Below are 20322 nucleotides of genomic sequence, written 5' to 3' on the forward strand. Positions count from 1 at the left end.
AAATTTCAGCCTTCAATTCCCTACATTTGCAGGGGAATAGCGAAAATCATGATATCAGTAGACAATATTTCAGTTTTGCATGGAGGACATGCATTGTTCAGTGACGTTTCATTTTCAATCAACGAGAATGATAAAATCGCCCTTATGGGTAAAAATGGTGCAGGAAAATCCACCATGCTTAAGATCATTGCAGGCGCAACCAAAGCCACAAAAGGTGGAGTTTCTGCACCAAAAGATGCAGTGATTGCATACCTGCCGCAGCATTTGCTCACATCTGACGATTGCTCAGTAAGAGATGAAGCAGCCAAAGCATTTGCCTCCTACCTGAGCATGAAAACTGAAATCGAAAGGCTCAATGAAGAGCTCACTGTCAGAACAGACTATGATTCTGAAGATTATTATAAAATCATCGAACAAGTATCCGAACTCAGCGAAAAATTCTATGCTATAGAAGAAGTCAATTATGAAGCTGAAGTCGAAAAGGTGCTATTGGGATTAGGATTTGAAAGAGCTGACTTGGACAGGTCAACCTCTGAGTTTTCAGGTGGCTGGAGAATGCGCATAGAGCTTGCCAAAATCCTCCTTCAAAAGCCCGACCTTATCCTTCTCGATGAGCCAACGAACCATTTGGATATTGAATCCATACAGTGGCTTGAGGAGTTTTTGACTGAAAAAGCCAAAGCGGTGGTAGTAATCTCTCACGATAGGGCTTTTGTAGACAACATCACCAACCGTACCATCGAGGTCACCATGGGAAGAATCTACGATTACAAAGCCAAATACTCCCATTACCTCGAGCTGAGAAAAGAGCGCAGAGAGCAGCAACAAAAGCAATACGACGAGCAACAAAAGTTCATTGCAGAGACTACTCAGTTTATAGAAAGATTCAAAGGAACTTATTCCAAAACGCTACAAGTACAATCTCGTGTGAAGATGCTAGAGAAACTTGATATCGTGGAAGTAGATGAAGTGGATACTTCGGCTTTGAAGCTGAGGTTCCCTCCTTCGCCAAGGTCAGGCAAATACCCAGTGATCGTACAAGACCTCTCCAAGGCCTATGGAGACCATGTGGTATTCAAAGATGCGAGCATGATCATCGAGCAAGGGCAGAAAGTATCATTCGTGGGAAAAAATGGGGAGGGTAAATCCACCATGATCAAAGCCATCATGGGAGAAATTGACTATGAAGGCAAGTGCGAACTTGGACACAATGCAATGATTGGCTATTTTGCTCAGAATCAAGCGTCTTTACTTGACGAGAGTTTGACCATATTCGAGACCATAGACCAGATAGCCGTAGGTGAGATTCGTTCCAAGATCAAAGACTTGCTTGGTGCTTTTATGTTCAAAGGAGATGATATCAATAAAAAAGTAAAAGTACTTTCTGGAGGAGAAAAAACCAGGCTTGCCATGATCAAGCTTTTGCTAGAGCCTGTTAATCTCCTGATTCTCGATGAGCCAACCAACCACTTGGACATGAAGACCAAGGACATCATCAAAGATGCACTAAAAGCCTTTGACGGCACCTTGATCATCGTATCGCATGATAGAGATTTCTTGGATGGATTGGTCACCAAAGTATTCGAATTTGGCAATAAGCGTGTCAAAGAACACTTTGAGGACATCAATGGATTCTTGAGAAATAAGAAATTGGAGAATTTGAGAGAGGTGGAAAGAAAGTAAAGTTGATGCATACCCTTGGGCTGGTGTCTTCACAAATCATAAATAAGTGTTCTATGAGGACACAGAGCATGGGGGAAATAAGGTGGATATATGCTTCGCCAAATAAATTGAAATAAACCGCAATCTTCCCTACATTATCAGGGAAATCTCCCTTAGGAAAAACCTTCGAGGTCAAAAAAAGACCTCAAAGGTTAGTGCACACCGTGACCCTTGAGGTTTCAAAAAACCTCGAGGGTCTTTGCACAAGGGGAATTGTTTTTAGAAAAAGGTGCTCTTGCTAAAACAAATCTCAATCTTCCCTACCCCATCAGGGAAATCTCCCTTAGGAAAAACCTTCGAGGTCAAAAAAAGACCTCAAAGGTTAGTGCACACCGTGACCCTTGAGGTTTCAAAAAACCTCGAGGGTCTTTGCACAAGGGGAATTGTTTTTAGCAAAAGGTGCTCTTGCTAATGAATCTTCGAGGGTTCCCTCCCCATGGTTTGTGTCCCCACAAACCATTCCCCTATCCACACTCCATGGCTGGTGTCCTCATCAGCCATTCAAAACTGAAAAAAATCACCCCCTACTCGCAATTACTAGCGGATCCTGTCGAAGTAAATAAACCAAGGATTGATAGAGCTCTTTGTTGTAAGCCTTGAAAGTGGAAGATTTCTCAAAAAAGGTTTCTAAGGCAACAGCAAAAAACTCATGAGCATTTATGCCTGCACTTTCTCTGAAAAGTGATTTCTGATTGTTTCGGATTTTCCCCATTTCCAATTTGGCCTGTTCCGCATACCTTTCCCAAAGATCAGGATTAAAAAAACGACTCTCTCTGTTGTAATGAATCTGATTCTCCAGTTTCATGGCATGAGCTATTTCGTGAATTCCTAAGTTCACCCCATTTTCTTGGTCGATAAAACCCTTTACAAAATTCTCCCAAGACAACACTATGATACCCAGTCTAGGATTCACTTCACCTTGATGATATTGCTTGTTTATGGTCGAGTAATAGGAATCTGGATAGATAAGAATCTTACTGAAATGCTTCAGCCTGACCCGAGGATACCCGAATGTGACCATCACCGCAGTAGCGGCGATCAAAAGTTTCATCTCTTGCGTGACGACTTTCAAGTCTCCTCGTGGCAGAAACTCCTTTTCGGCTATAAACCACTCCACTTTTTCAGCAAACTCTTCCTTATGCACACTGGAAAGCCCCGCAAAATATGAAAACAGGTTTGTTAATACTTTCTTATCTTGGGGTGAAAGTTTTTGCTTGATCCATCTCAATTTGAGATTTCTGTAAGAAGCATACACATGCTCTCCAAGAGAAAAGAATAAACGTGTCAAGAAAAACATCCAAACAGTTGGTTTAAAATTGAAAGACTCCTGCAAAATAACAAAAGCTTCTGAAATCACTCTTTTACTTTACCAGCTACTTTGCTAATGTGCTCTTTTTCATGCCCCCACCCCAAGGCTGGTATCCTCACCAGCAATTTATACTCTCCCATGTCTGGTGTCTTCCCCAGCCATATTTGCTCATTTCTTCGGCCGTGGCTTGTGAGGACACTAAGTAGAGTTTAGGAATCTAAATTTTCAAAAAGGGTTAAACTATTATATTAATATTTAAAAAGCCCCCAATAAGCATTAAACTTTATGGGGGCCTATGTTTGAATCAAGGATATTGGAACTTAATTACCAATTTATTTCATCTGATGTGCAATTTTCACATACCCATTCCCTTCTTTTCTTGCTCTCAATTTCCCATTTACATATATCTCCGTTGTGATCAATACTGCGGGATCATCGCAGATAGCAACTACTTCTGCATATGATCTTGATTTGTAATTTGCAGAAGATTCCCAGAAGTCCTTAATTACTAAACCTATATCACTTAAAGTAATTTGTGCACCTTCGGTATTACTATAAACAACTTTTCGCACAGAATACTCTTTATCATCATCTGACTCGCAAGAACTCAATATGGTACATGAAAAGATTATAAATAAAATTAAAATACTTTTGAATTTCATAATTTATCGTTTTAAATCAATATCCTTCTCCTTTTATCCGGTGGGTTAAATTCAAATAGCTGTTTCTTTCCATTTTAGCTCTTAATTTCCCATCAACATAAATCTCCGCAGTTATCAATACTGTTGGATCCTCACACCGGGCAACTATCTGTGCATAATAACTTTTTGTCACAAACTCCCTCGACCAATTATCTTTAATTGTCAGGTCATAATATGACAGTAATATTAATGCCCCTTCTGTATTACTATAAACCCTGTATTCTACCAAATGCTCTTTGTCTCTTATATCTTCTTCATCAATACATGAAACGAGAAATAAACCCATTAACAGGCCAAAGGCTATACAAACCTTTAAAGATAGTAATCTTACTTTCATAGTTAATAAATTGATAGTTAAAATAAATTGATAGTTAAAATAAATTGATAGTTAAAACAAATTTATAGTTAAAACAAATTGATAGTTAAAACAAATTGATAATCAAAATAGAATTTTTGTCTTATTTCTTATTGAAAAAAGAATCTTTTTATTTTTGAAGATGCAAATTTAGAGATTATTCAAACATATTCTAACCATTATTCAAAAAATATCCGATTTATAATTTAAACTAATGATTCTCAGAAAGATAAAATTTTGAGTCATACAAACCCCAAGATGTATAAAAAAGGTAGCAAAAAGTACCTTTAAAACAAAATCTTGTAAAATTTAAATCCAGTTTCAGCCAGCTTCAGGAAAGCAACAACCTTGTTTAGACATATAACACGATTCAATCCTTTTCAGGACAATAAAATTTCTGCGGGTATTTTTAGGTCTTTGTAAAGGGATTTTATCATACCTAAAGTCAGCTTACGTTTTCTATTAAGAATTTCACTTACCCTACTTTGGCTACCTAGGTATTTCACCATATCGGCACTAGACATACCCATTTGCTCCATGCGGAATTTAATGGCATCCACTGGATCTGGTGGTGCAATAGGATAATGTTTTAACTCATATGATTCCACCAAGGTCACCAACAAATCTAATTCATCGCCTTCTGGAGTATCTTTTTTTACTCCCCACAATGCTTCAATCCTACTTAAAGAAGCTTGATAATCCTCTTCTGTTTTTATTGGTCTAATGTTCATAATTAAATTGTTCTAGCGTCAATCTTATCTTACTGTTTATGTGTCCCTATAAACCTTACGAAAATCACTTGGAATTCATAATCAATCGCAACAACTAGTCTGTAATCGTTACCTTTTATGTTAAAAACAACCCTGCCGTCACCAACAATGCTTGCATTTTTATATTGCTTTTTTAACTCATTTGAGTTTTTCCATTCAGCTAATTTTGCATCATGATACCAAGAACTTAATGAAACTTCAGAATCAGAATATTCTGGTCTCTCAAAGAAGTTTCTAAGTGTTCTAAATGCAATAATTCTCACGGTATAAAAATACAAAAAATATACCACATATCCCAAATTGGGATATTCACGCCAAAGAAATAGCTTTTAAGAACCCTTCGAGGGTTAATCTTTTTCTAAGTCAATAGATCTGATCTGATTAATTGATATTAATTCATTCTTAAACCCTCGAAGGGTTTTCCTAAGGCAGTTTTTCCTGATATTCACGCATGGCTTCTCCAAAAAACAACCTCTAAAGTCAATAACATTTTCTTCATTGATTTGTGTCATCAAAAGCTGTAATTGAACAAGTCAAGTGAGGACACAGTACATGGGGGAAGAAAAAACAAGAACAAAGTGAAGGTAAATTAATACCTGGTAGAGATACAATACCCGAATAATTGAGCATAAAAAAAGGCCAGTGATAACACAAGCCTTTTTATTCTTTATTTTAATTATACTCTTCTTCACCAATGGTATCAATTCATTGCATAGACTAAATCGGTTGCTATTGGTTAATATCGATGAATATCTAATATCAATTATTATCGAAGGTATGGTAAATCGATATTTTCTATACTTACTGGTGTATTTGTGAATATAAATACAATTTACATGTTACAACTGAATCCTGCCTATTGCTATCAATTACTTTGCGTAACTCACTGATCTCATTTCTCTGATCACAGTGATCTTGATCTGACCAGGGTATTGCATTTCCTTTTCGATCTTTTGAGAAATATCAAATGAAAGCTGACTGGCTGTTTGATCATTGACATTGTCGGCATCTACCAACACCCTCAACTCACGACCTGCCTGCATTGCAAAGCACTTGTTGACACCATCAAAACTCAAAGCCAAGTCTTCAAGATCTTTCAATCTCTTGATATAGCTGTCCATGATCTCCCTTCTTGCTCCAGGCCTTGAACCAGAAATGGCATCAGAAGCTTGAACAATCGGTGATATCATCGAAGTCATCTCAATCTCATCATGGTGAGCTCCGATTGCATTACATACTTCAGGATGCTCTTTGTACTTTTTGGCAAGCTCCATACCCAAGATAGCGTGAGGCAGTTCTGCCTCCTCTGGATACACCTTCCCGATATCATGTAGTAATCCTGCCCTCTTGGCAAGCTTGGCATTCAAGCCCATCTCAGCCGCCATGGTCGCACAAAGCTTGGCTACTTCTCTTGAGTGCTGAAGAAGATTCTGACCATAAGAAGACCTGAACCTCATTCTTCCTACCATTCTGATCAACTCAGGGTGTAAGCCATGGATTCCTAGATCAATACAAGTCCTCTCACCGATCTCAACAATTTCTTCTTCTATATTTTTCTCCGTCTTGGCTACAACTTCCTCGATTCTGGCAGGGTGAATTCTACCATCCTGTACCAATCTATGTAGTGACAGTCTTGCGACTTCTCTTCTTACAGGGTCAAACCCTGAGATAATGATCGCCTCTGGTGTATCATCTACCACGATCTCTACGCCCGTAGCCGCTTCCAACGCACGGATATTCCTACCTTCTCTACCGATGATCTTACCTTTGATATCATCACTCTCGATATTGAATACTGACACACAATTTTCAATAGCATGCTCAGTAGCCGTTCTTTGAATAGTATCAAGAACGATTTTTTTAGCTTGCTTCGTTGCTGATAATTTAGCCTGATCGAGGATGTCCTTGATATGAGAAGAAGCTTTTGTACTTGCTTCATCTTTAAGCATTTCTACAAGTTGTTCTTTGGCTTCTTCCTTAGTTAAGTTAGCAATTTTCTCTAAATCTGAAATTCGCTGACTAGTTACTTTATCAAGCTCATCTTTCTTTACTTGAACTGCATGTAGTTGTGCATTCAAGTTTTCTTTCTTACTATCAAGTTCCGCTTCTTTTCTCTTGATCTGCTCTAATTCCTTGTTGAGAGATTGTTCCTTTTGCTTGAGTTTGTTTTCATTGGTGATGATGATGTTTTTCTTCTTATTCACCTCTTCTTCAAACTCCGACTTGAGCTTCAAGTATTTTTCTTTGGCTTCAAGTATCCTATCCTTTTTCAAGGCTTCAGCGTTCATCTCTGCCTCTCGAGTGATGATTTTAGCTTTTTCTCTAGCTTCTTCTTCAATTTTTTTGTTGTTGCCTTTCATAAATAGGCCAACTAACAAGGCGCCGATACCAAGACCAACTAGGCCTGCGACGATCATGTATATTGATTCTCCCATAGGTTTATTATACTTTAATACCTCATAGGAAAACAAAAAGTACCGATTGGTTCAAGAATCTAATTATAATAGATTAGTGAGTCTTTGATTGATTTTATGCAAATTTTCCTTGATCAATTCACTATCGTCGGAATTGACCTTGTCTTGTTCCATGGATTCTACCATGCAATCAAATGCCGCCATTGCGAGCAAATCTTGCTTGTCATCCAAACCAAATTCTTCTCTATATCTTTTTATTTTATCATTAATCAATTTTCCTGCATGTCTGATTTTCGCCTCATCCTCCACTTTTACTTTCATGGGATATTCCCTATCCCCTATCTTAATTTTTATCGAAAGTGTATCCATATCATTCAGACAAATAGGCAATTATATTATCGATCTCTTGTATATAATTATTGATCCTCTCTCTCAACTCGGCAGACTCAATGTTCTCCACTGGTATGCTGTTTACAAGTTTAGTGATTTTAATTTGATTTTTAAAATCCTCCAAGGCCGCATCTTTCTCTTTGACACTAGATCTCAAGAAATCTACCTCATGCTTTAGCATCAGGTTTTGCTCTTCCAACTGTTCAACTTTTTTGCTTACTTGGTTGCTGAGCTTTTCTAGTCTTTGGAGTTCTTCATGAATCATATTTATTTCCTAATCATTGCACCGACCTCATTCTCAAATGTCTGAATCAGTCGATTCATTGTTTTATCGATTACTTTATCTGTAAGTGTTTGCTCTGTGTCTTGAAGGTAAAAACTAAGCGCATAAGCCTTTTTGCTAGATTCGATTTTATCTCCTTGATACACATCAAATACCCCAATCCGTTGCAACAATTTGCCACCGGCTTTCAATGCCACAGTTTTCACCTGATCGAAAGTAATCGTTTTGTCAATCACCAAAGACAAATCTCTCCTGACTTCAGGAAACTTAGAAATCTCTTGATACTTCTTCAAACCCTTTGATTTCTTACAAATCAAATCCCAATTTAGCTCTGCAAATAACACTTCTTGCTTAACCTCCGCAAGCTTAGCAGATGAAGCACTAAGCATCCCTACACTACCCAGTTCCTTGGTCCCGATCATCAACTGCAAAGCATAGTCATATGGAGATTCATGCACAATAGACACATTCACATTGTCTATCCCCATTTTTTCCAAAATCAAATCTACAACGGTGTAAAGATCTGGAAATTGTACAGGTTTTGAAGGCGCTAGCCAACTCTCCGCCACCTTGTCTCCTGTCAAAAACAAAGACAACCTTTTCTCTTCCCTATACCCTTGAGCCTCTTTGAAGTAGACAGATCCAAATTCGAAAAGCTTCAAATCTTTTTGCCTACGATTGATGTTATGAGCCAAAACCTCAAGTCCTGTGAATAACAGGCTTTGACGCATCACACCCAAATCTTCACTCAATTTGTTTAAAATCACTACATTATCAGACTCTTGCAAATGTGTCGACTTCTCAACATATGCTGGCTTGGTCAATGAATTGGTAATGATCTCAAAATAGCCAAGTCCAGTAAGCAGCTCGCTTAATCTATATTGAAGCTTGTTCAGGTCTTTGGACGGATGCTCAGCAAGATAATCTGCATCAAGGTTTTCAGACAATGATACCCGGTCAAAACCATAGATCCTCAAGATCTCTTCTATCACATCAGCTTCTCTCGTCACATCCACTCTGTAAGGCTTTACCATAGCTGTAAATCCCTCAGCTGACTCATTGCTCAACTGAATATCCAAGCCTTCCAAAATTGATTTAACTTCCTCTGGAGCTATATGCTTACCTATCAGCCTGTCTATGTGCTTGTAGCTCACTTCGATTTGGAAATCCTCGACAGGGTTTGGATAGATATCTATTACTTCCGAAGCGAATTCTCCTCCAGCAATCTCTTTTATCAAATTTGCCGCACGCTGTAGTGCATAGATGGGCATATTGGGATCTGTACCTCTTTCAAATCTAAAAGAAGCATCAGTCTTCAAGCCATGAAACTGACTTCCCTTTCTAATCACATCAGGTGAAAAGTATGCCGATTCCAAGAATATGGAAGTGGTCTCTTCTGACACCCCAGAACCTTTTCCACCAAACACACCAGCTATACACAACCCTCCATTCTGATCACAAATCATCAACTCTTCACCAGAAAGCGTCCTTTCTTTCTCATCAAGGGTAGTGAATTTTGTCCCTTTTGGAAGCTTTTTCACTGTAATCTTACCACCTTCAATTTTTGCTGCATCAAATGCATGCAATGGCTGTCCGAGGTCATGAAGGATAAAGTTGGTAATGTCTACCACATTGTTAATTGGCTCCAAATCTAAAGCCTTGAGGTAATTTTGCAGCCATTCTGGTGAAGGGGCTACTTGAACGCCCTCTATGGTGATCCCTGCATATCTTGGACAGTCATTTGTATTTTCTACCTCTACTGCGATACCAGTCTTCCCCTTTGGTGCATCAAAATGTTCAATCGAAGGCAATTGAATATCTTTTCCCAAAAGTGCCTTTAAGTCTCGTGCTACTCCCAAGTGTGAAGCTGCATCGGCCCGATTGGGTGTAAGCCCAATTTCCAACACTTCGGTAGATTCAATATTGAAGTAAGATGCTGCAGGTGCACCGTTAGCTAAATCAGTGTCCAAAACCATGATCCCAGCGTGACTTTCTCCAATGCCAATTTCATCTTCCGCACAAATCATTCCTTGAGAAACCTCTCCCCTGATTTTTGCTTTTTTGATTTGAAAAGGCTCACCTGATAAAGGATATAACATCGCTCCTTCAGTAGCTACAATTACTTTTTGACCAGCTGCTACATTTGGTGCTCCACATACGATAGGAACTACCGCTGTACCAATATCTACGGTAGTGATGCTTAACTTATCTGCATTGGGATGTCTTTCGCATGTCAATACTTCGCCAATTACTACACCTTCCAATCCACCTTTTATCGACTCGAAGGTCTCGATACCTTCTACTTCCAAGCCTGACCCAGTCAATAGCGCTGCGATCTCTTCAGCAGTCTGATCTAGTTCAATAAAATGCTTGAGTCTATTTATAGAAATCTTCATGAATTTGCTATTATTTCAGAATAAAGGACAAATTTAAGAGAAATGCATTAGGCATAAGGCTAAATCAACCTATTTTTTTGGTCATTTTAGTCCAAGGAGAAGCTGTCTCAAAAATTATTGATATCCAATTTCACTATTTCCTATTTCACGTAGTCTTTCTCCCCAACTTTAATAGCTAAATCCATGATGTTCTCTTTCGGTGGTAAAGGACAAGCAAAATCTGGATTATAAGCACAATAAGGATTGTATGCCAGGTTGAAATCTATCAAAATACTGTTCTTCCCATCTTGCCTAAGGTTCAAGTAACGACCTCCACCATAAGTCTCTACGCCGCTTGTTTCATCAGCAAAAGCAAGAAAAAAATTCCGCATATCGGACTCATTTTTGGATTGTAGTAACAACAACTTCACTGACTTCCCTTGCAAATCAAATACGGCATAGCTGTGTTTGATATACTTTTCTATCGAACCATCTGTCATAGGGATTTCAATCATTTTTCTGTCCTCCACAGGTTCTAACTTGGCTCTAACTCTATAAGCTGCATCTATTGGATAGAATGTCAATGTATTCAACACCTTTTTCTGCTCTTCATCAAGGGGAGATTCTGGACTGTACCTCAGAAATTTAAACTGCTTGTCCCTTTCTCTTTCTATACTTTCAAAATACACCTCTTGATCATCAGCACTGGTCAACATGTAAGCTATAGAAGCAATCACCCCAATAGCAATAAATAGCAAAACAATATTTCTTTTATTCATCTTTTAAATCTTTCCTTCATCTGCGAAGCTAAAATAACCACTATCTGTGAAAATCAAATGATCTAAAACACTTACCTCCAAATTTTGACCTATCAGCTTTAGCCTATCGGTCAAAGCTATGTCCTGACGCGAAGGGCTTAAGCTACCCGAAGGGTGATTGTGCACCAAGATCATGGAGCTCGCCATCAGCTCCAAGGCATACTTGAAGATCATCTTTGGGTCAGCAATTGTGGCATTTGATCCTCCTTTGGATATCAACTGCTTTTTGATCACATAGTTGTTTCTATTGAGATAAATCACCCAAAAATTTTCAACTATCTCATCTTGTAAATAAGGGGTCATGATTTGATAAGCATCAACGGAAGAGGTGATACGATCCTTTTTTGTAGGCTCTTGCAGCTTTCTTCGTCGGCCTAGCTCAAGTGCACTCACTATCGCAATTGCCTTCGCTTCACCAATCCCCTTGAACTGCTGCAGATCTTTCACAGAAAGTCTAGCCAACTCTCCGAGATTATTATTAACCTTACTCAGAATGAAACGGGATAAATCTACAGCACTTATTGATTTGGTCCCAGAACCGATCAAAATGGCGATCAACTCAGCATCCGACAGTGCAGATTTTCCTTTCAACAATAACTTCTCCCTAGGCCTATCTTCCTCGGAGAGCATCGAAATCTTGATAGATTGATATGTATCCATAAAAATTTTATTAAGGTTAAAAATTACATCTAACAAGTTAGAAAAAAAATGGACACAAAAAAAAGTCCTAACCTTACAGATTAGGACTCAATCATATTTTCCAGGTTATAATTAACCTAAAGAATTAACCAATTTGGTCAATTTTGATTTCTTATTTGAAGCGTTGTTCTTGTGAATGATATTCTTCTTAGCCAATTTATCAATCATAGAAGTAACTTTCTTCAACAATTCTTGAGCTTCAACTTTGTCAGTAGTAAGTCTCAATCTTTTGATAAAAGTCCTTGTAGTCTTGGCCTGATATCTGTTTCTCAAACGTTTGGCTTCGTTTGCACGAATTCTTTTAAGTGCCGATTTGTGATTTGCCATATCTTTATTTGCTTAATTTCTTTTACAATCCCATTATTCCTAAACGGAGTGCAAAGTTAATAGATTAATTTTTAAACACAAAAGGATTTCTCGACTAAACCTAGTAAAGTTGATAAATCAGCATGAGTTTTTTTTACTTTTCCGCCTTAGTGCTGCAAAGGTAACATATAATTTCAGTATCCAAATCGATTTGCTATAAATACTAGCGTGGGAGTCAGTAGTTTTATGCTAAATTATTTTTGAAAGGCACAGAAATCAATTCTGAGGAAAGTCTCAAACATCAAAAAGATTTTGTTTGTCTTCGTGATTGGATCTCCTTTGGATATCCAAGTTATTTTGATAGGGTTAAAAATCTTCCTACTTGATTTTTCCACACCTATTTTTTAAATTGATTGTGTATTAACTCTCTTTGATCATGAGACACTTTTTGTTGATTTTGTTTTTCCTACTGGTTGGCAACATGGCTGTGGCAGCTTGGGGATTTTTTGCTCACAAAAAAATCAACAGGCATGCTGTATTTTCACTTCCACCAGAAATGATAGGCTTTTTTAAGTCAAATATCCAATTCATCACTGAAAACGCTGTCAATCCAGACAGACGACGCTACGCCGTATTTGGTGAAGCCGAAAAACATTATTTGGATGCTGATATCTATGGGGATAGTGCTGTATACACTCTCCCTAGGTATTGGCAACAAGCTGTAGAAAAATTCGGCGAGGAAGAACTTCGTAAGCATGGTATAGGCCCTTGGAATGCATACAATACCAAAAACCAACTTACGGAAGCATTTAAAAGGAAAGACAAAAAGGCGATTCTAAGACTTGCAGCTGATCTAGGCCATTATATAGGTGACATCAATGTGCCATTGCACACCACCAAAAACTATAATGGCCAATTGACAAATCAATATGGAATTCATGCATTTTGGGAAAGTAGAATTCCAGAACTTTTGTCAGAAGATTACGACTTGCTAGTCGGGCAAGCTGAATACATCTCGAACACACAGCTTGCTGCTTGGGATGCGATCATCTTTGCACATTTGGCACTTGATTCCGTGCTTCACTTTGAAAAAATCTTAAGTGACAAATTTCCAGAAGATAGAAAATACAGTTTTGAGGAAAGAGCAGGAATCAACACGAGAGTCTATTCTAAGGAGTTCACCAAGGCATACCATGACATGCTATCGGGGCAAGTGGAACGTCAGATGAAGCGCTCGATCAAAATGATAGCGGATTTTTGGTATAGTGCATGGATAGATGCCGGCCAGCCCGTCCTCAATGATCTTTTGGACAAACCATTGGAAGATCTTGAAGAAATATATCCCATTCCGAGCTCTCCACTCAATGTGCGAGATCATGAAACTATAGCAAACAAAGAATCCCCAGAAGAACTACGCAGATCATTTTTTAGGTCTATGTGGAGGACTGGGGATTAAAACTTAAAACATCAAGAGATTCACCTGTGTCTATACCCCCAAATACTGCTTAATTGCCTCTGCCAACTTTGTAAAAGTCCTTCGAAAAGTGGCTTCATCATCTTCCAGTAATGTCACTCTAAAACCTCGTAGTTCTGAACAAAAAGAAGAAATAGGTACCACACAGATTCCGGTAGATGCCAATAAGCAATAGACAAAACGTTTGTCAAGTGGCATACCCTGCTCTTCTAGCCATGAATCCAAGAGGTTTTTTATACTGACATTTTCTACAGGCAGTAACTGATCGGGCTTTAGGTAGGTCTCTTCAAAAACAATGGTATTGTAAAACGCCCCTTGTGTAGGATTAAATTTGATACCTGGGATCCCATCAAGCAAGTCGCTTAAGAGTTGACTTCTTTTTCCAATTTTACTATTTTCCTCAAGCCTGTAAGTTTTGTAAGCAGGATGCGACATGATCTTCGGAATCGAAAGTTGAGGCAAAATGGTCGAACACACCTCTATCATCTTGGCATTTTCTAAGGTCTGTACTAACTTCCCAAATTCTTTGGAAGCGTCTCTATTATAAAACTCCATCCAACCACATCTGGATCCTGGCCACGGGAACTCCTTAGAAATGCCCTTCAGGGAAATCGCTGGCAAATCTCCAACAACCTCCGAAAGTGCCACTGCTTTTATCCCATTGTAGGTGATATTCTGATAAATCTCATCTGCTATCAAAAGCAACTTGAATTCCCTTGCTATTTCCACAAAGCTTTCAAGCACTTCCTTTGGATATACCATCCCTGTTGGATTATCAGGGTTGATGATCAATATACCCACAATACTAGGATTATACTTTACCTTATTATACAAATCCTCCATATCAGGAAGCCACTGATTGTCTGGGTCTAGCTTGTAAGTTATCGGTGAAGTATTGGCATGTGCCGCCTCAGCAGAGCTATGTGTACTGTAGGCTGGCGAGGGACCAATGATCCTTGCTGTAGGAATCAAAAACTGATAAAGTTTAGCTATAGCATCACCTAAACCATTGAAAAATAAAATATCGCTTGCTGTAATCTGAACTCCCTTTTTCTCATTGTTCAAACTAGCTAAAAACTCCCGAGTCTCCAAAACACCCTTAGAATCTGCATAACCATAGGAATAATCTTGTTTCACTAATTCAGCGACTATCTCCTTCATCCATACAGGCACATTGTTGTTTTTTTGAATAGGGTCACCGATATTTTCCCAAGTGATCCTTTGCCCCAAAGCCTCAACTTGCCTTGCCTTTTTGACAATTCCCCTGATCTCATAATTCAACTCTTCGGCACCTGGCCTAAGCAACAAAGTTCTCATAATTCAAATTTTAGAAAATCGTCAGCAAAGAAACAAAAAACTATGTGAAGACTAATTAATTTCAAAGAAAGATATTCAAACCTTCATAAAAAATGAAATGAGATTCTTCCTAACCACAAACCTAAAAAACAATCTATGGAAACAACTACATGTATCTGGAAACTATAGCATTTCAAATTCTTTTGCAAGTTTTATAAATTTGAATTCAATACTTTTAGGTGAGGTAATATTAAGTTAATTAAAAACTTAACTTTAGTGAAACATGTTCAAATTACAGTACATTTCGGATAGCAGCGGAAAAACAACTGGAGTATTTATCCCAATATACGAATGGGTTGACTTAAAAAAGCGATTGCAAGATATCGACTTAGAAAGCACCCCACCTCATTGGCAACAAAAAGATGTTACCCAACGCCTTGACTTATTCAAAAAAAGCCCTGATACAGCTCTTGACTTTGAAAAAGCTATTTCAGATATTGAAAAAGAATTGTAATGTATAATGCTATTATTCTCCCGTTGGCCAAAGTGGATATTTCATTGGTTTCAAAATGGTACAACGATAGAGAAAAAGGGCTTGAGTTAAAATTCATTCATGAGGTAAAAGCCAAAGTTAAGAATATTCAAAAAAACCCTTTAGCTTCTAATATTCGCTACCAAAGCGTTAGAACAGCTGCGTTAAACATTTCCCCATTTACGATACATTACGTTTTTGACGAAGATAGCAATAGTTTTTCGCATGAGTAGAAATCCAGACCTTTGGAAAGTTCGCTAAACATTTTCTTAATCACTAAATTTTTTGACCAAGAATTATCCCAATTTATCTTTGCAAAAAAGAACTCAAAGTTTGAAATCCCTGTTGATTTTTGATACCCAAAATTTCCTTACTGAAAAAGCTTTATCAATTTTCAGAATCTCGAAGGAATAACATGAAAAATAGAGAGAATTTTGTAATCATACTCATACTCGGTGCATTATGTACCATCAGTCCATTTTCGATTGACATGTACCTCCCAGGATTTCCCGCGATGGCTAAAGACCTTGGAGTTGACATTTCCAAAATTCAACTATCTCTGACAAGTTACCTAGTTGGAATTGCCATTGGTCAGCTGTTCTATGGCCCGCTTTTGGACAAATATGGGAGAAAGAAACCACTAATCATAGGTATGCTAATCTATATCGTATCTTCGATATTTTGTGCATATGCCTCATCTGTGGATAGCTTGATCTTGATGCGCTTCTTACAAGCCGTCGGTGGCTGTGTTGGTATGGTTGCAGCTCAAGCTTTGGTTAGAGATATCTTCCCTGTCAATAAAACTGCACAAGTACTGGCATTGCTTACTTTGGTGATTGCCGTATCTCCAATGATTGCCCCTACAGTAGGTGGTTATATGAGCGCACATTTTCATTGGCATTCAATATTTATCGTACTTGCCGCAATTACAGCAGTAATATTGGTTGCTGCGATATTCCTATTACCCAATGGAGCAGCACCAGAAAGCAACCTATCACTTAGACCAATGAAGGTTATCTCCAACTACAAATCTGTGCTAGACAATCGCCAGTTCCTAACTTACATGCTTGCAGGAGGAATTGCTGGAGCAGCGCCATTTGCCTATATCGCAGGTTCAGCCAATGTATTTATGAATATCTATCAGGTATCGGAGCAGACTTATGGTTTAATATTTGGAGTTTTAGCATTTGCAATGATAGGTTCCACACAACTCAACCATTACTTACTTAGAAAATTTACCAGCAAGCAGATCATTCAATTCTCCCTTTTTTACCAAACCATCACTGGGCTCTTACTAGTCGGAGGACTGTGGCTGGATCTGTTCAATGTACATGGATTAGTCTTCACCATGTTTATCTTCCTTACAGCGCATGGTCTTAATCAGCCTAATGCAGCAGCCCTCTCTTTAGCTCCATTTGCAAAGAGTGCCGGTAGTGCTTCAGCCCTACTGGGCAGCATGAGAATGGCCATGGGGGGCATTGTCTCTGCAACGGTTAGTTTCATCCACAACGGGACAGCCCTTCCTATGGTGAGCATCATGGCTTTGTGTGCACTAGGAGGCTTAATGACGATCATGGTAGATAAAAGAATTCCTCATGACAAACGAGCAACTTCAAACTCCTTAGATAAAAAAATAGCCATATCTACTTAAGGATAGCTTTGGGTTGTAGTCTTAAATCCATCCCACCTTATGAATCAAAATTAAAAAAAGAGACACTCAAGCTAATAAATAGCTGCAAGGGTGTCTCTTTTACCATTATTTCAATTTCGAAAAATAATCAAACAGTTACCTCAATGGCTTGTATTTGATCCTTCTTGGAGTCAAATCACCTAAGCGTTTCTTTTTGTTCTCTTCATAATCGGAGAAGTTCCCTTCAAACCAATACACTTGAGAATCCCCTTCAAATGCCAAAATATGGGTACAAATCCTATCTAAGAACCACCTGTCGTGAGAGATGATCACTGCGCAGCCACCGAAATTCTCCAATGCTTCTTCCAAAGCTCTCAACGTATTCACATCCAAATCATTGGTAGGTTCATCTAGTAAAAGTAAGTTTCCGCCCTCTTTCAAGGTCATTGCCAAGTGAACCCTATTGCGTTCTCCTCCAGATAGTACACCTACTTTTTTTTCTTGATCAGAACCTGTGAAATTAAATTTCCCCACATAGGCTCGGGCATTCATTTCTTTATTACCCAACTTAATAATTTCATTTCCACCAGAGATAGATTCAAACACTGATTTGTTAGAATCCAAACTGTCATGCTCTTGATCTACATAAGCCAGCTTGACAGTTTCCCCAACTTCAAAATTACCTGCATCTGCCTTCTCTCTACCAGTAATCAACTTAAAAAGGGTAGACTTCCCAGCACCATTTGGGCCGATGATCCCCACGATACCACCTTGAGGAAGGTTGAAGGACAAATCTTCAAAAAGCAACTTATCACCAAATGCTTTGGAAACTCCATTCACTTCGATCACTTTAGCTCCCAATCTTGGTCCTGGCGGAATATAAAGCTCTAGCTTTGCCTCTTTCTCTTTTCCTTCCTCACTGACGAGCTTATCATATGCACTCAAACGAGCTTTCCCTTTAGCTTGACGAGCTTTAGGAGTCATTTTGATCCATTCCAACTCACGTTCGAGTGTCTTTTGTCTCTTTGACTCTGTTTTTTCTTCTTGTTTGAGTCTACTCTGTTTCTGATCTAGCCATGATGAATAGTTTCCTTTCCATGGAATACCTTCTCCTCTATCCAGTTCAAGGATCCATCCGGCTACATTATCTAAGAAATACCTATCGTGGGTCACAGCGATCACTGTGCCTTTGTAATGTTGCAAATGTTGCTCAAGCCAGTGAACTGATTCTGCGTCTAGGTGGTTGGTAGGCTCATCTAGAAGCAATACATCCGGTTCTTGAAGTAGCAATCGGCATAGTGCAACCCTTCTTTTTTCCCCACCAGACAAATTCCCAATAACTGCATCACTAGGAGGAAGTCTCAAGGCATCCATTGCCTTTTCGAGCATCGTCTCAAGCTCCCAAGCATTGACAGCATCCAGTTTTTCTTGTACTTCACCCTGCTTGGTAATCAACTTATCCATGGCATCTGGATCTTCCATGATTGCTGGATCCATGAATTGCTCATTGATCGCCTCAAACTCCTTCAGCAAGTTGACGGTCTCCGAAACAGCCTCCTCCACGATATCTTTCACAGTCTTGTTTGGATCGAGCTGAGGTTCCTGTTCAAGCATCCCCACAGAGTAGCCTGGTGACCACACAACTTCCCCTTGAAATTCCTTGTCAATGCCTGCTATGATCTTCAACAAAGAACTTTTTCCAGAACCATTGAGACCTAGGACCCCAATTTTTGCTCCATAAAAAAAAGAAAGGTATATATCTTTGAGTACTCGCTTTTGAGGAGGGTAGATTTTGGATACCCCAGCCATAGAAAATATGATCTTTTCTCCACTCATAAGTTTTAATTTATATTAAAATTCTACATCTTATGGAACAAAGATGCAAAAAAAGCCCTTTCTTAGGATAAATGATTTCGAATTAATTAATTTGCATTTTAGTAAAGTCATAGACCACCACAACCTATTAAATCAAATGGAGCATCCACACGGATACATCAAAGATGGAAAAGTGTTTTTGAAAGGTTTTCTTAATCAGCCAGATAGGATCATTGGCGAAGTAAAAGAAGACGAAGCATCGACCTTGAAATACTTTGAAGATAGATTTGCTACTGTCAAGATGAAAGTAGAGAATCTCAAGACAAATATTGAAGAAAATCAGAACAAAGGTTCATTCCTGATGAAATTGATCCATCTCAGGGATTCCTTGTATCAATATGATGCATTGGGTGATTTCATACCTCTGATTGAGGAGCTTAATAAGCTCGAAGTCTTCCTAGAAGACATTATCAAAAAAAACAGAGAGAGAAATCTGGAAATCAAGCAAGGCTTGATCCAAGAAGCAGAAGCGTTGAGTAATCAGACTGATTGGAAAGAGACTTCTGAGCAATTCAAAGAGCTGAAGCTAAGATGGATCAAAACAGGTCCTGTAGAAAAAGATTTGGAGGAAGAAATTGAAAACCGATTCAATGAAACTGTAGATTCATTTTTTGAGAAAAGAAAGATATTCTTTGAAGACTTAGCAGCTCAAGCAGAGGAAAACATCAAGGTGTATGAGGACTTAGTAAGACAAGCTCAAGAAGCATACAATAATCCAGATGTCAAAAAAGCATTTGAGGTAAGTAAGCGAATACAAAAAGAATGGAAAGCATCTGGAAAAGTGCCTGCTGAAAAAAGACAACCACTATGGGATGAGTTTTCGAAGCTAAACAATAGAATTTTCAGTCGTTTCAAACGAGAAATGCAAGCAGGACCGAAGCTAAGCCCAAGGGAAGTACTGGCCAAAATGGAACAAATAACAGAATCCATGAAAAAGCTAGCATATCAAGAAAGCACTCCTATGGTAGTGTCTCAAGCTAAAAAATTACAAGCTGAATGGAAACCACTAAGCCAAACGAGGCCACGAGATGCGAATTTGATCACTAGAAATTTTATTTTCTATTCTGAAATCGTATTCGAAAAATCTTTCTTAAACAGACTTGCCATATCAAAGCACTCGGATTTTAGAGACAAGACAGAACAAGAACAAGCTAAAATAAAGTCACTAATCCTAAGAGACTTACTTCACAGAGATGAGAGTGAGCTTAAGACTGTCCGAGATAATTCTGATAATTTCAGAAGTCAAGAGCCGGATTTTGAAATCATGATGAGAAGAAAAATTAGTGCTTTTAGGAGAAAAATCGATGTAAAAAATTTCATCTTAAAGGAACTTTCCAACAAATAATCAGTTTAAGATTGAAAATTTAAAACAA

General features: G+C 38.5%; 20 protein-coding genes. 6 read left to right on the forward strand and 14 right to left on the reverse strand.

Annotated features, from left to right (window positions below; translation table 11 throughout):
* The first annotated feature begins 48 nt into the window (after positions 1-48).
* A complete protein-coding gene (locus MM214_RS16505; protein WP_241297138.1) occupies positions 49-1683 on the forward strand; it encodes an ABC-F family ATP-binding cassette domain-containing protein in 1635 nt (544 codons plus the stop codon).
* Positions 1684-2239: 556 nt separating this feature from the next.
* Here the strand turns inward: MM214_RS16505 and MM214_RS16510 are convergent.
* The 12 genes from MM214_RS16510 to rpsT all read right to left on the reverse strand — a co-directional run bounded on the left by MM214_RS16510 (position 2240) and on the right by rpsT (position 12163).
* On the reverse strand, positions 2240-3019 hold the full coding sequence (locus MM214_RS16510; RefSeq protein ID WP_241297140.1) for a zinc-dependent peptidase: 780 nt from the start codon (positions 3017-3019) through the stop codon (positions 2240-2242).
* 344 nt (positions 3020-3363) lie between these two features.
* Positions 3364-3693 carry a hypothetical protein gene (locus MM214_RS16515; protein WP_241297142.1) on the reverse strand — a complete coding sequence of 110 codons (330 nt, stop codon included), beginning with the start codon at positions 3691-3693 and terminating at the stop codon, positions 3364-3366.
* A 16-nt stretch (positions 3694-3709) separates the two neighbouring features.
* A complete protein-coding gene (locus tag MM214_RS16520) occupies positions 3710-4069 on the reverse strand; it encodes a hypothetical protein (protein ID WP_241297143.1) in 360 nt (119 codons plus the stop codon).
* Between the two features lie 398 nt (positions 4070-4467).
* Complete coding sequence (locus MM214_RS16525) at positions 4468-4818, reverse strand: helix-turn-helix domain-containing protein (RefSeq protein ID WP_241297144.1); 351 nt, start codon at positions 4816-4818, stop codon at positions 4468-4470.
* A 29-nt stretch (positions 4819-4847) separates the two neighbouring features.
* A complete protein-coding gene (locus tag MM214_RS16530; protein ID WP_241297145.1) occupies positions 4848-5120 on the reverse strand; it encodes a type II toxin-antitoxin system HigB family toxin in 273 nt (90 codons plus the stop codon).
* A gap of 606 nt (positions 5121-5726) precedes the next feature.
* Positions 5727-7292: a ribonuclease Y gene (gene rny, locus MM214_RS16535; protein ID WP_241297147.1), complete on the reverse strand. Its 1566-nt coding sequence runs from the start codon at positions 7290-7292 to the stop codon at positions 5727-5729.
* A 63-nt stretch (positions 7293-7355) separates the two neighbouring features.
* A complete protein-coding gene (locus tag MM214_RS16540) occupies positions 7356-7640 on the reverse strand; it encodes a cell division protein ZapA (protein WP_241297149.1) in 285 nt (94 codons plus the stop codon).
* A 1-nt stretch (position 7641) separates the two neighbouring features.
* Positions 7642-7926 carry a hypothetical protein gene (locus tag MM214_RS16545; RefSeq protein WP_241297150.1) on the reverse strand — a complete coding sequence of 95 codons (285 nt, stop codon included), beginning with the start codon at positions 7924-7926 and terminating at the stop codon, positions 7642-7644.
* Between the two features lie 2 nt (positions 7927-7928).
* The gene (gene pheT / locus MM214_RS16550) at positions 7929-10340 is read right to left on the reverse strand and encodes a phenylalanine--tRNA ligase subunit beta (RefSeq protein WP_241297152.1); all 2412 of its coding nucleotides are present in this window, start codon (positions 10338-10340) and stop codon (positions 7929-7931) included.
* Between the two features lie 140 nt (positions 10341-10480).
* The gene (locus MM214_RS16555) at positions 10481-11098 is read right to left on the reverse strand and encodes a DUF1684 domain-containing protein (protein ID WP_241297154.1); all 618 of its coding nucleotides are present in this window, start codon (positions 11096-11098) and stop codon (positions 10481-10483) included.
* A 3-nt stretch (positions 11099-11101) separates the two neighbouring features.
* Positions 11102-11797 (reverse strand): RadC family protein, encoded by a 696-nt coding sequence (gene radC / locus MM214_RS16560; RefSeq protein ID WP_241297156.1) that lies wholly within the window; start codon positions 11795-11797, stop codon positions 11102-11104.
* A gap of 111 nt (positions 11798-11908) precedes the next feature.
* Positions 11909-12163 carry a 30S ribosomal protein S20 gene (rpsT, locus tag MM214_RS16565; RefSeq protein ID WP_241297158.1) on the reverse strand — a complete coding sequence of 85 codons (255 nt, stop codon included), beginning with the start codon at positions 12161-12163 and terminating at the stop codon, positions 11909-11911.
* 415 nt (positions 12164-12578) lie between these two features.
* Between rpsT and MM214_RS16570 the strand changes: the two genes are divergently transcribed.
* Entirely contained in the window at positions 12579-13598 is a 1020-nt protein-coding gene (locus tag MM214_RS16570; protein ID WP_241297160.1) for a zinc dependent phospholipase C family protein, read from the forward strand.
* Positions 13599-13628: 30 nt separating this feature from the next.
* Here the strand turns inward: MM214_RS16570 and MM214_RS16575 are convergent, their stop codons facing one another.
* Complete coding sequence (locus MM214_RS16575; RefSeq protein WP_241297162.1) at positions 13629-14933, reverse strand: pyridoxal phosphate-dependent aminotransferase; 1305 nt, start codon at positions 14931-14933, stop codon at positions 13629-13631.
* 262 nt (positions 14934-15195) lie between these two features.
* Between MM214_RS16575 and MM214_RS16580 the strand changes: the two genes are divergently transcribed.
* The 3 genes from MM214_RS16580 (at position 15196) to MM214_RS16590 (ending at position 17095) form a co-directional block, all read left to right on the forward strand.
* On the forward strand, positions 15196-15426 hold the full coding sequence (locus MM214_RS16580) for a hypothetical protein (RefSeq protein ID WP_241297164.1): 231 nt from the start codon (positions 15196-15198) through the stop codon (positions 15424-15426).
* The gene (locus MM214_RS16585; protein WP_241297166.1) at positions 15426-15677 is read left to right on the forward strand and encodes a hypothetical protein; all 252 of its coding nucleotides are present in this window, start codon (positions 15426-15428) and stop codon (positions 15675-15677) included. Before MM214_RS16580 ends, MM214_RS16585 begins: the two co-directional genes overlap by 1 nt.
* A gap of 182 nt (positions 15678-15859) precedes the next feature.
* On the forward strand, positions 15860-17095 hold the full coding sequence (locus tag MM214_RS16590) for a Bcr/CflA family multidrug efflux MFS transporter (RefSeq protein WP_241297168.1): 1236 nt from the start codon (positions 15860-15862) through the stop codon (positions 17093-17095).
* A gap of 135 nt (positions 17096-17230) precedes the next feature.
* Here MM214_RS16590 and ettA read toward each other — a convergent pair whose 3' ends face one another.
* A complete protein-coding gene (gene ettA / locus MM214_RS16595) occupies positions 17231-18910 on the reverse strand; it encodes an energy-dependent translational throttle protein EttA (RefSeq protein ID WP_241297170.1) in 1680 nt (559 codons plus the stop codon).
* Between the two features lie 136 nt (positions 18911-19046).
* Between ettA and MM214_RS16600 the strand changes: the two genes are divergently transcribed.
* The gene (locus MM214_RS16600; RefSeq protein WP_241297172.1) at positions 19047-20294 is read left to right on the forward strand and encodes a DUF349 domain-containing protein; all 1248 of its coding nucleotides are present in this window, start codon (positions 19047-19049) and stop codon (positions 20292-20294) included.
* The last annotated feature ends 28 nt before the right edge of the window (positions 20295-20322 follow it).

The sequence above is a fragment of the Belliella kenyensis genome, from assembly GCF_022549675.1.
In the GTDB taxonomy this organism is placed as follows: domain Bacteria; phylum Bacteroidota; class Bacteroidia; order Cytophagales; family Cyclobacteriaceae; genus Belliella; species Belliella kenyensis.

What these genes read in the sequence shown, in the direction of transcription:
- MM214_RS16505 (WP_241297138.1), top strand. Translation starts at nt 49, where the DNA reads ATGATATCAGTAGACAATATTTCAGTTTTGCATGGAGGACATGCATTG.
- MM214_RS16510 (WP_241297140.1), bottom strand. Translation starts at nt 3,019, where the DNA reads ATGTTTTTCTTGACACGTTTATTCTTTTCTCTTGGAGAGCATGTGTAT.
- MM214_RS16515 (WP_241297142.1), bottom strand. Translation starts at nt 3,693, where the DNA reads ATGAAATTCAAAAGTATTTTAATTTTATTTATAATCTTTTCATGTACC.
- MM214_RS16520 (WP_241297143.1), bottom strand. Translation starts at nt 4,069, where the DNA reads ATGAAAGTAAGATTACTATCTTTAAAGGTTTGTATAGCCTTTGGCCTG.
- MM214_RS16525 (WP_241297144.1), bottom strand. Translation starts at nt 4,818, where the DNA reads ATGAACATTAGACCAATAAAAACAGAAGAGGATTATCAAGCTTCTTTA.
- rny (WP_241297147.1), bottom strand. Translation starts at nt 7,292, where the DNA reads ATGGGAGAATCAATATACATGATCGTCGCAGGCCTAGTTGGTCTTGGT.
- MM214_RS16540 (WP_241297149.1), bottom strand. Translation starts at nt 7,640, where the DNA reads ATGGATACACTTTCGATAAAAATTAAGATAGGGGATAGGGAATATCCC.
- MM214_RS16545 (WP_241297150.1), bottom strand. Translation starts at nt 7,926, where the DNA reads ATGATTCATGAAGAACTCCAAAGACTAGAAAAGCTCAGCAACCAAGTA.
- pheT (WP_241297152.1), bottom strand. Translation starts at nt 10,340, where the DNA reads ATGAAGATTTCTATAAATAGACTCAAGCATTTTATTGAACTAGATCAG.
- MM214_RS16555 (WP_241297154.1), bottom strand. Translation starts at nt 11,098, where the DNA reads ATGAATAAAAGAAATATTGTTTTGCTATTTATTGCTATTGGGGTGATT.
- radC (WP_241297156.1), bottom strand. Translation starts at nt 11,797, where the DNA reads ATGGATACATATCAATCTATCAAGATTTCGATGCTCTCCGAGGAAGAT.
- rpsT (WP_241297158.1), bottom strand. Translation starts at nt 12,163, where the DNA reads ATGGCAAATCACAAATCGGCACTTAAAAGAATTCGTGCAAACGAAGCC.
- MM214_RS16570 (WP_241297160.1), top strand. Translation starts at nt 12,579, where the DNA reads ATGAGACACTTTTTGTTGATTTTGTTTTTCCTACTGGTTGGCAACATG.
- MM214_RS16575 (WP_241297162.1), bottom strand. Translation starts at nt 14,933, where the DNA reads ATGAGAACTTTGTTGCTTAGGCCAGGTGCCGAAGAGTTGAATTATGAG.
- MM214_RS16580 (WP_241297164.1), top strand. Translation starts at nt 15,196, where the DNA reads ATGTTCAAATTACAGTACATTTCGGATAGCAGCGGAAAAACAACTGGA.
- MM214_RS16585 (WP_241297166.1), top strand. Translation starts at nt 15,426, where the DNA reads ATGTATAATGCTATTATTCTCCCGTTGGCCAAAGTGGATATTTCATTG.
- MM214_RS16590 (WP_241297168.1), top strand. Translation starts at nt 15,860, where the DNA reads ATGAAAAATAGAGAGAATTTTGTAATCATACTCATACTCGGTGCATTA.
- ettA (WP_241297170.1), bottom strand. Translation starts at nt 18,910, where the DNA reads ATGAGTGGAGAAAAGATCATATTTTCTATGGCTGGGGTATCCAAAATC.
- MM214_RS16600 (WP_241297172.1), top strand. Translation starts at nt 19,047, where the DNA reads ATGGAGCATCCACACGGATACATCAAAGATGGAAAAGTGTTTTTGAAA.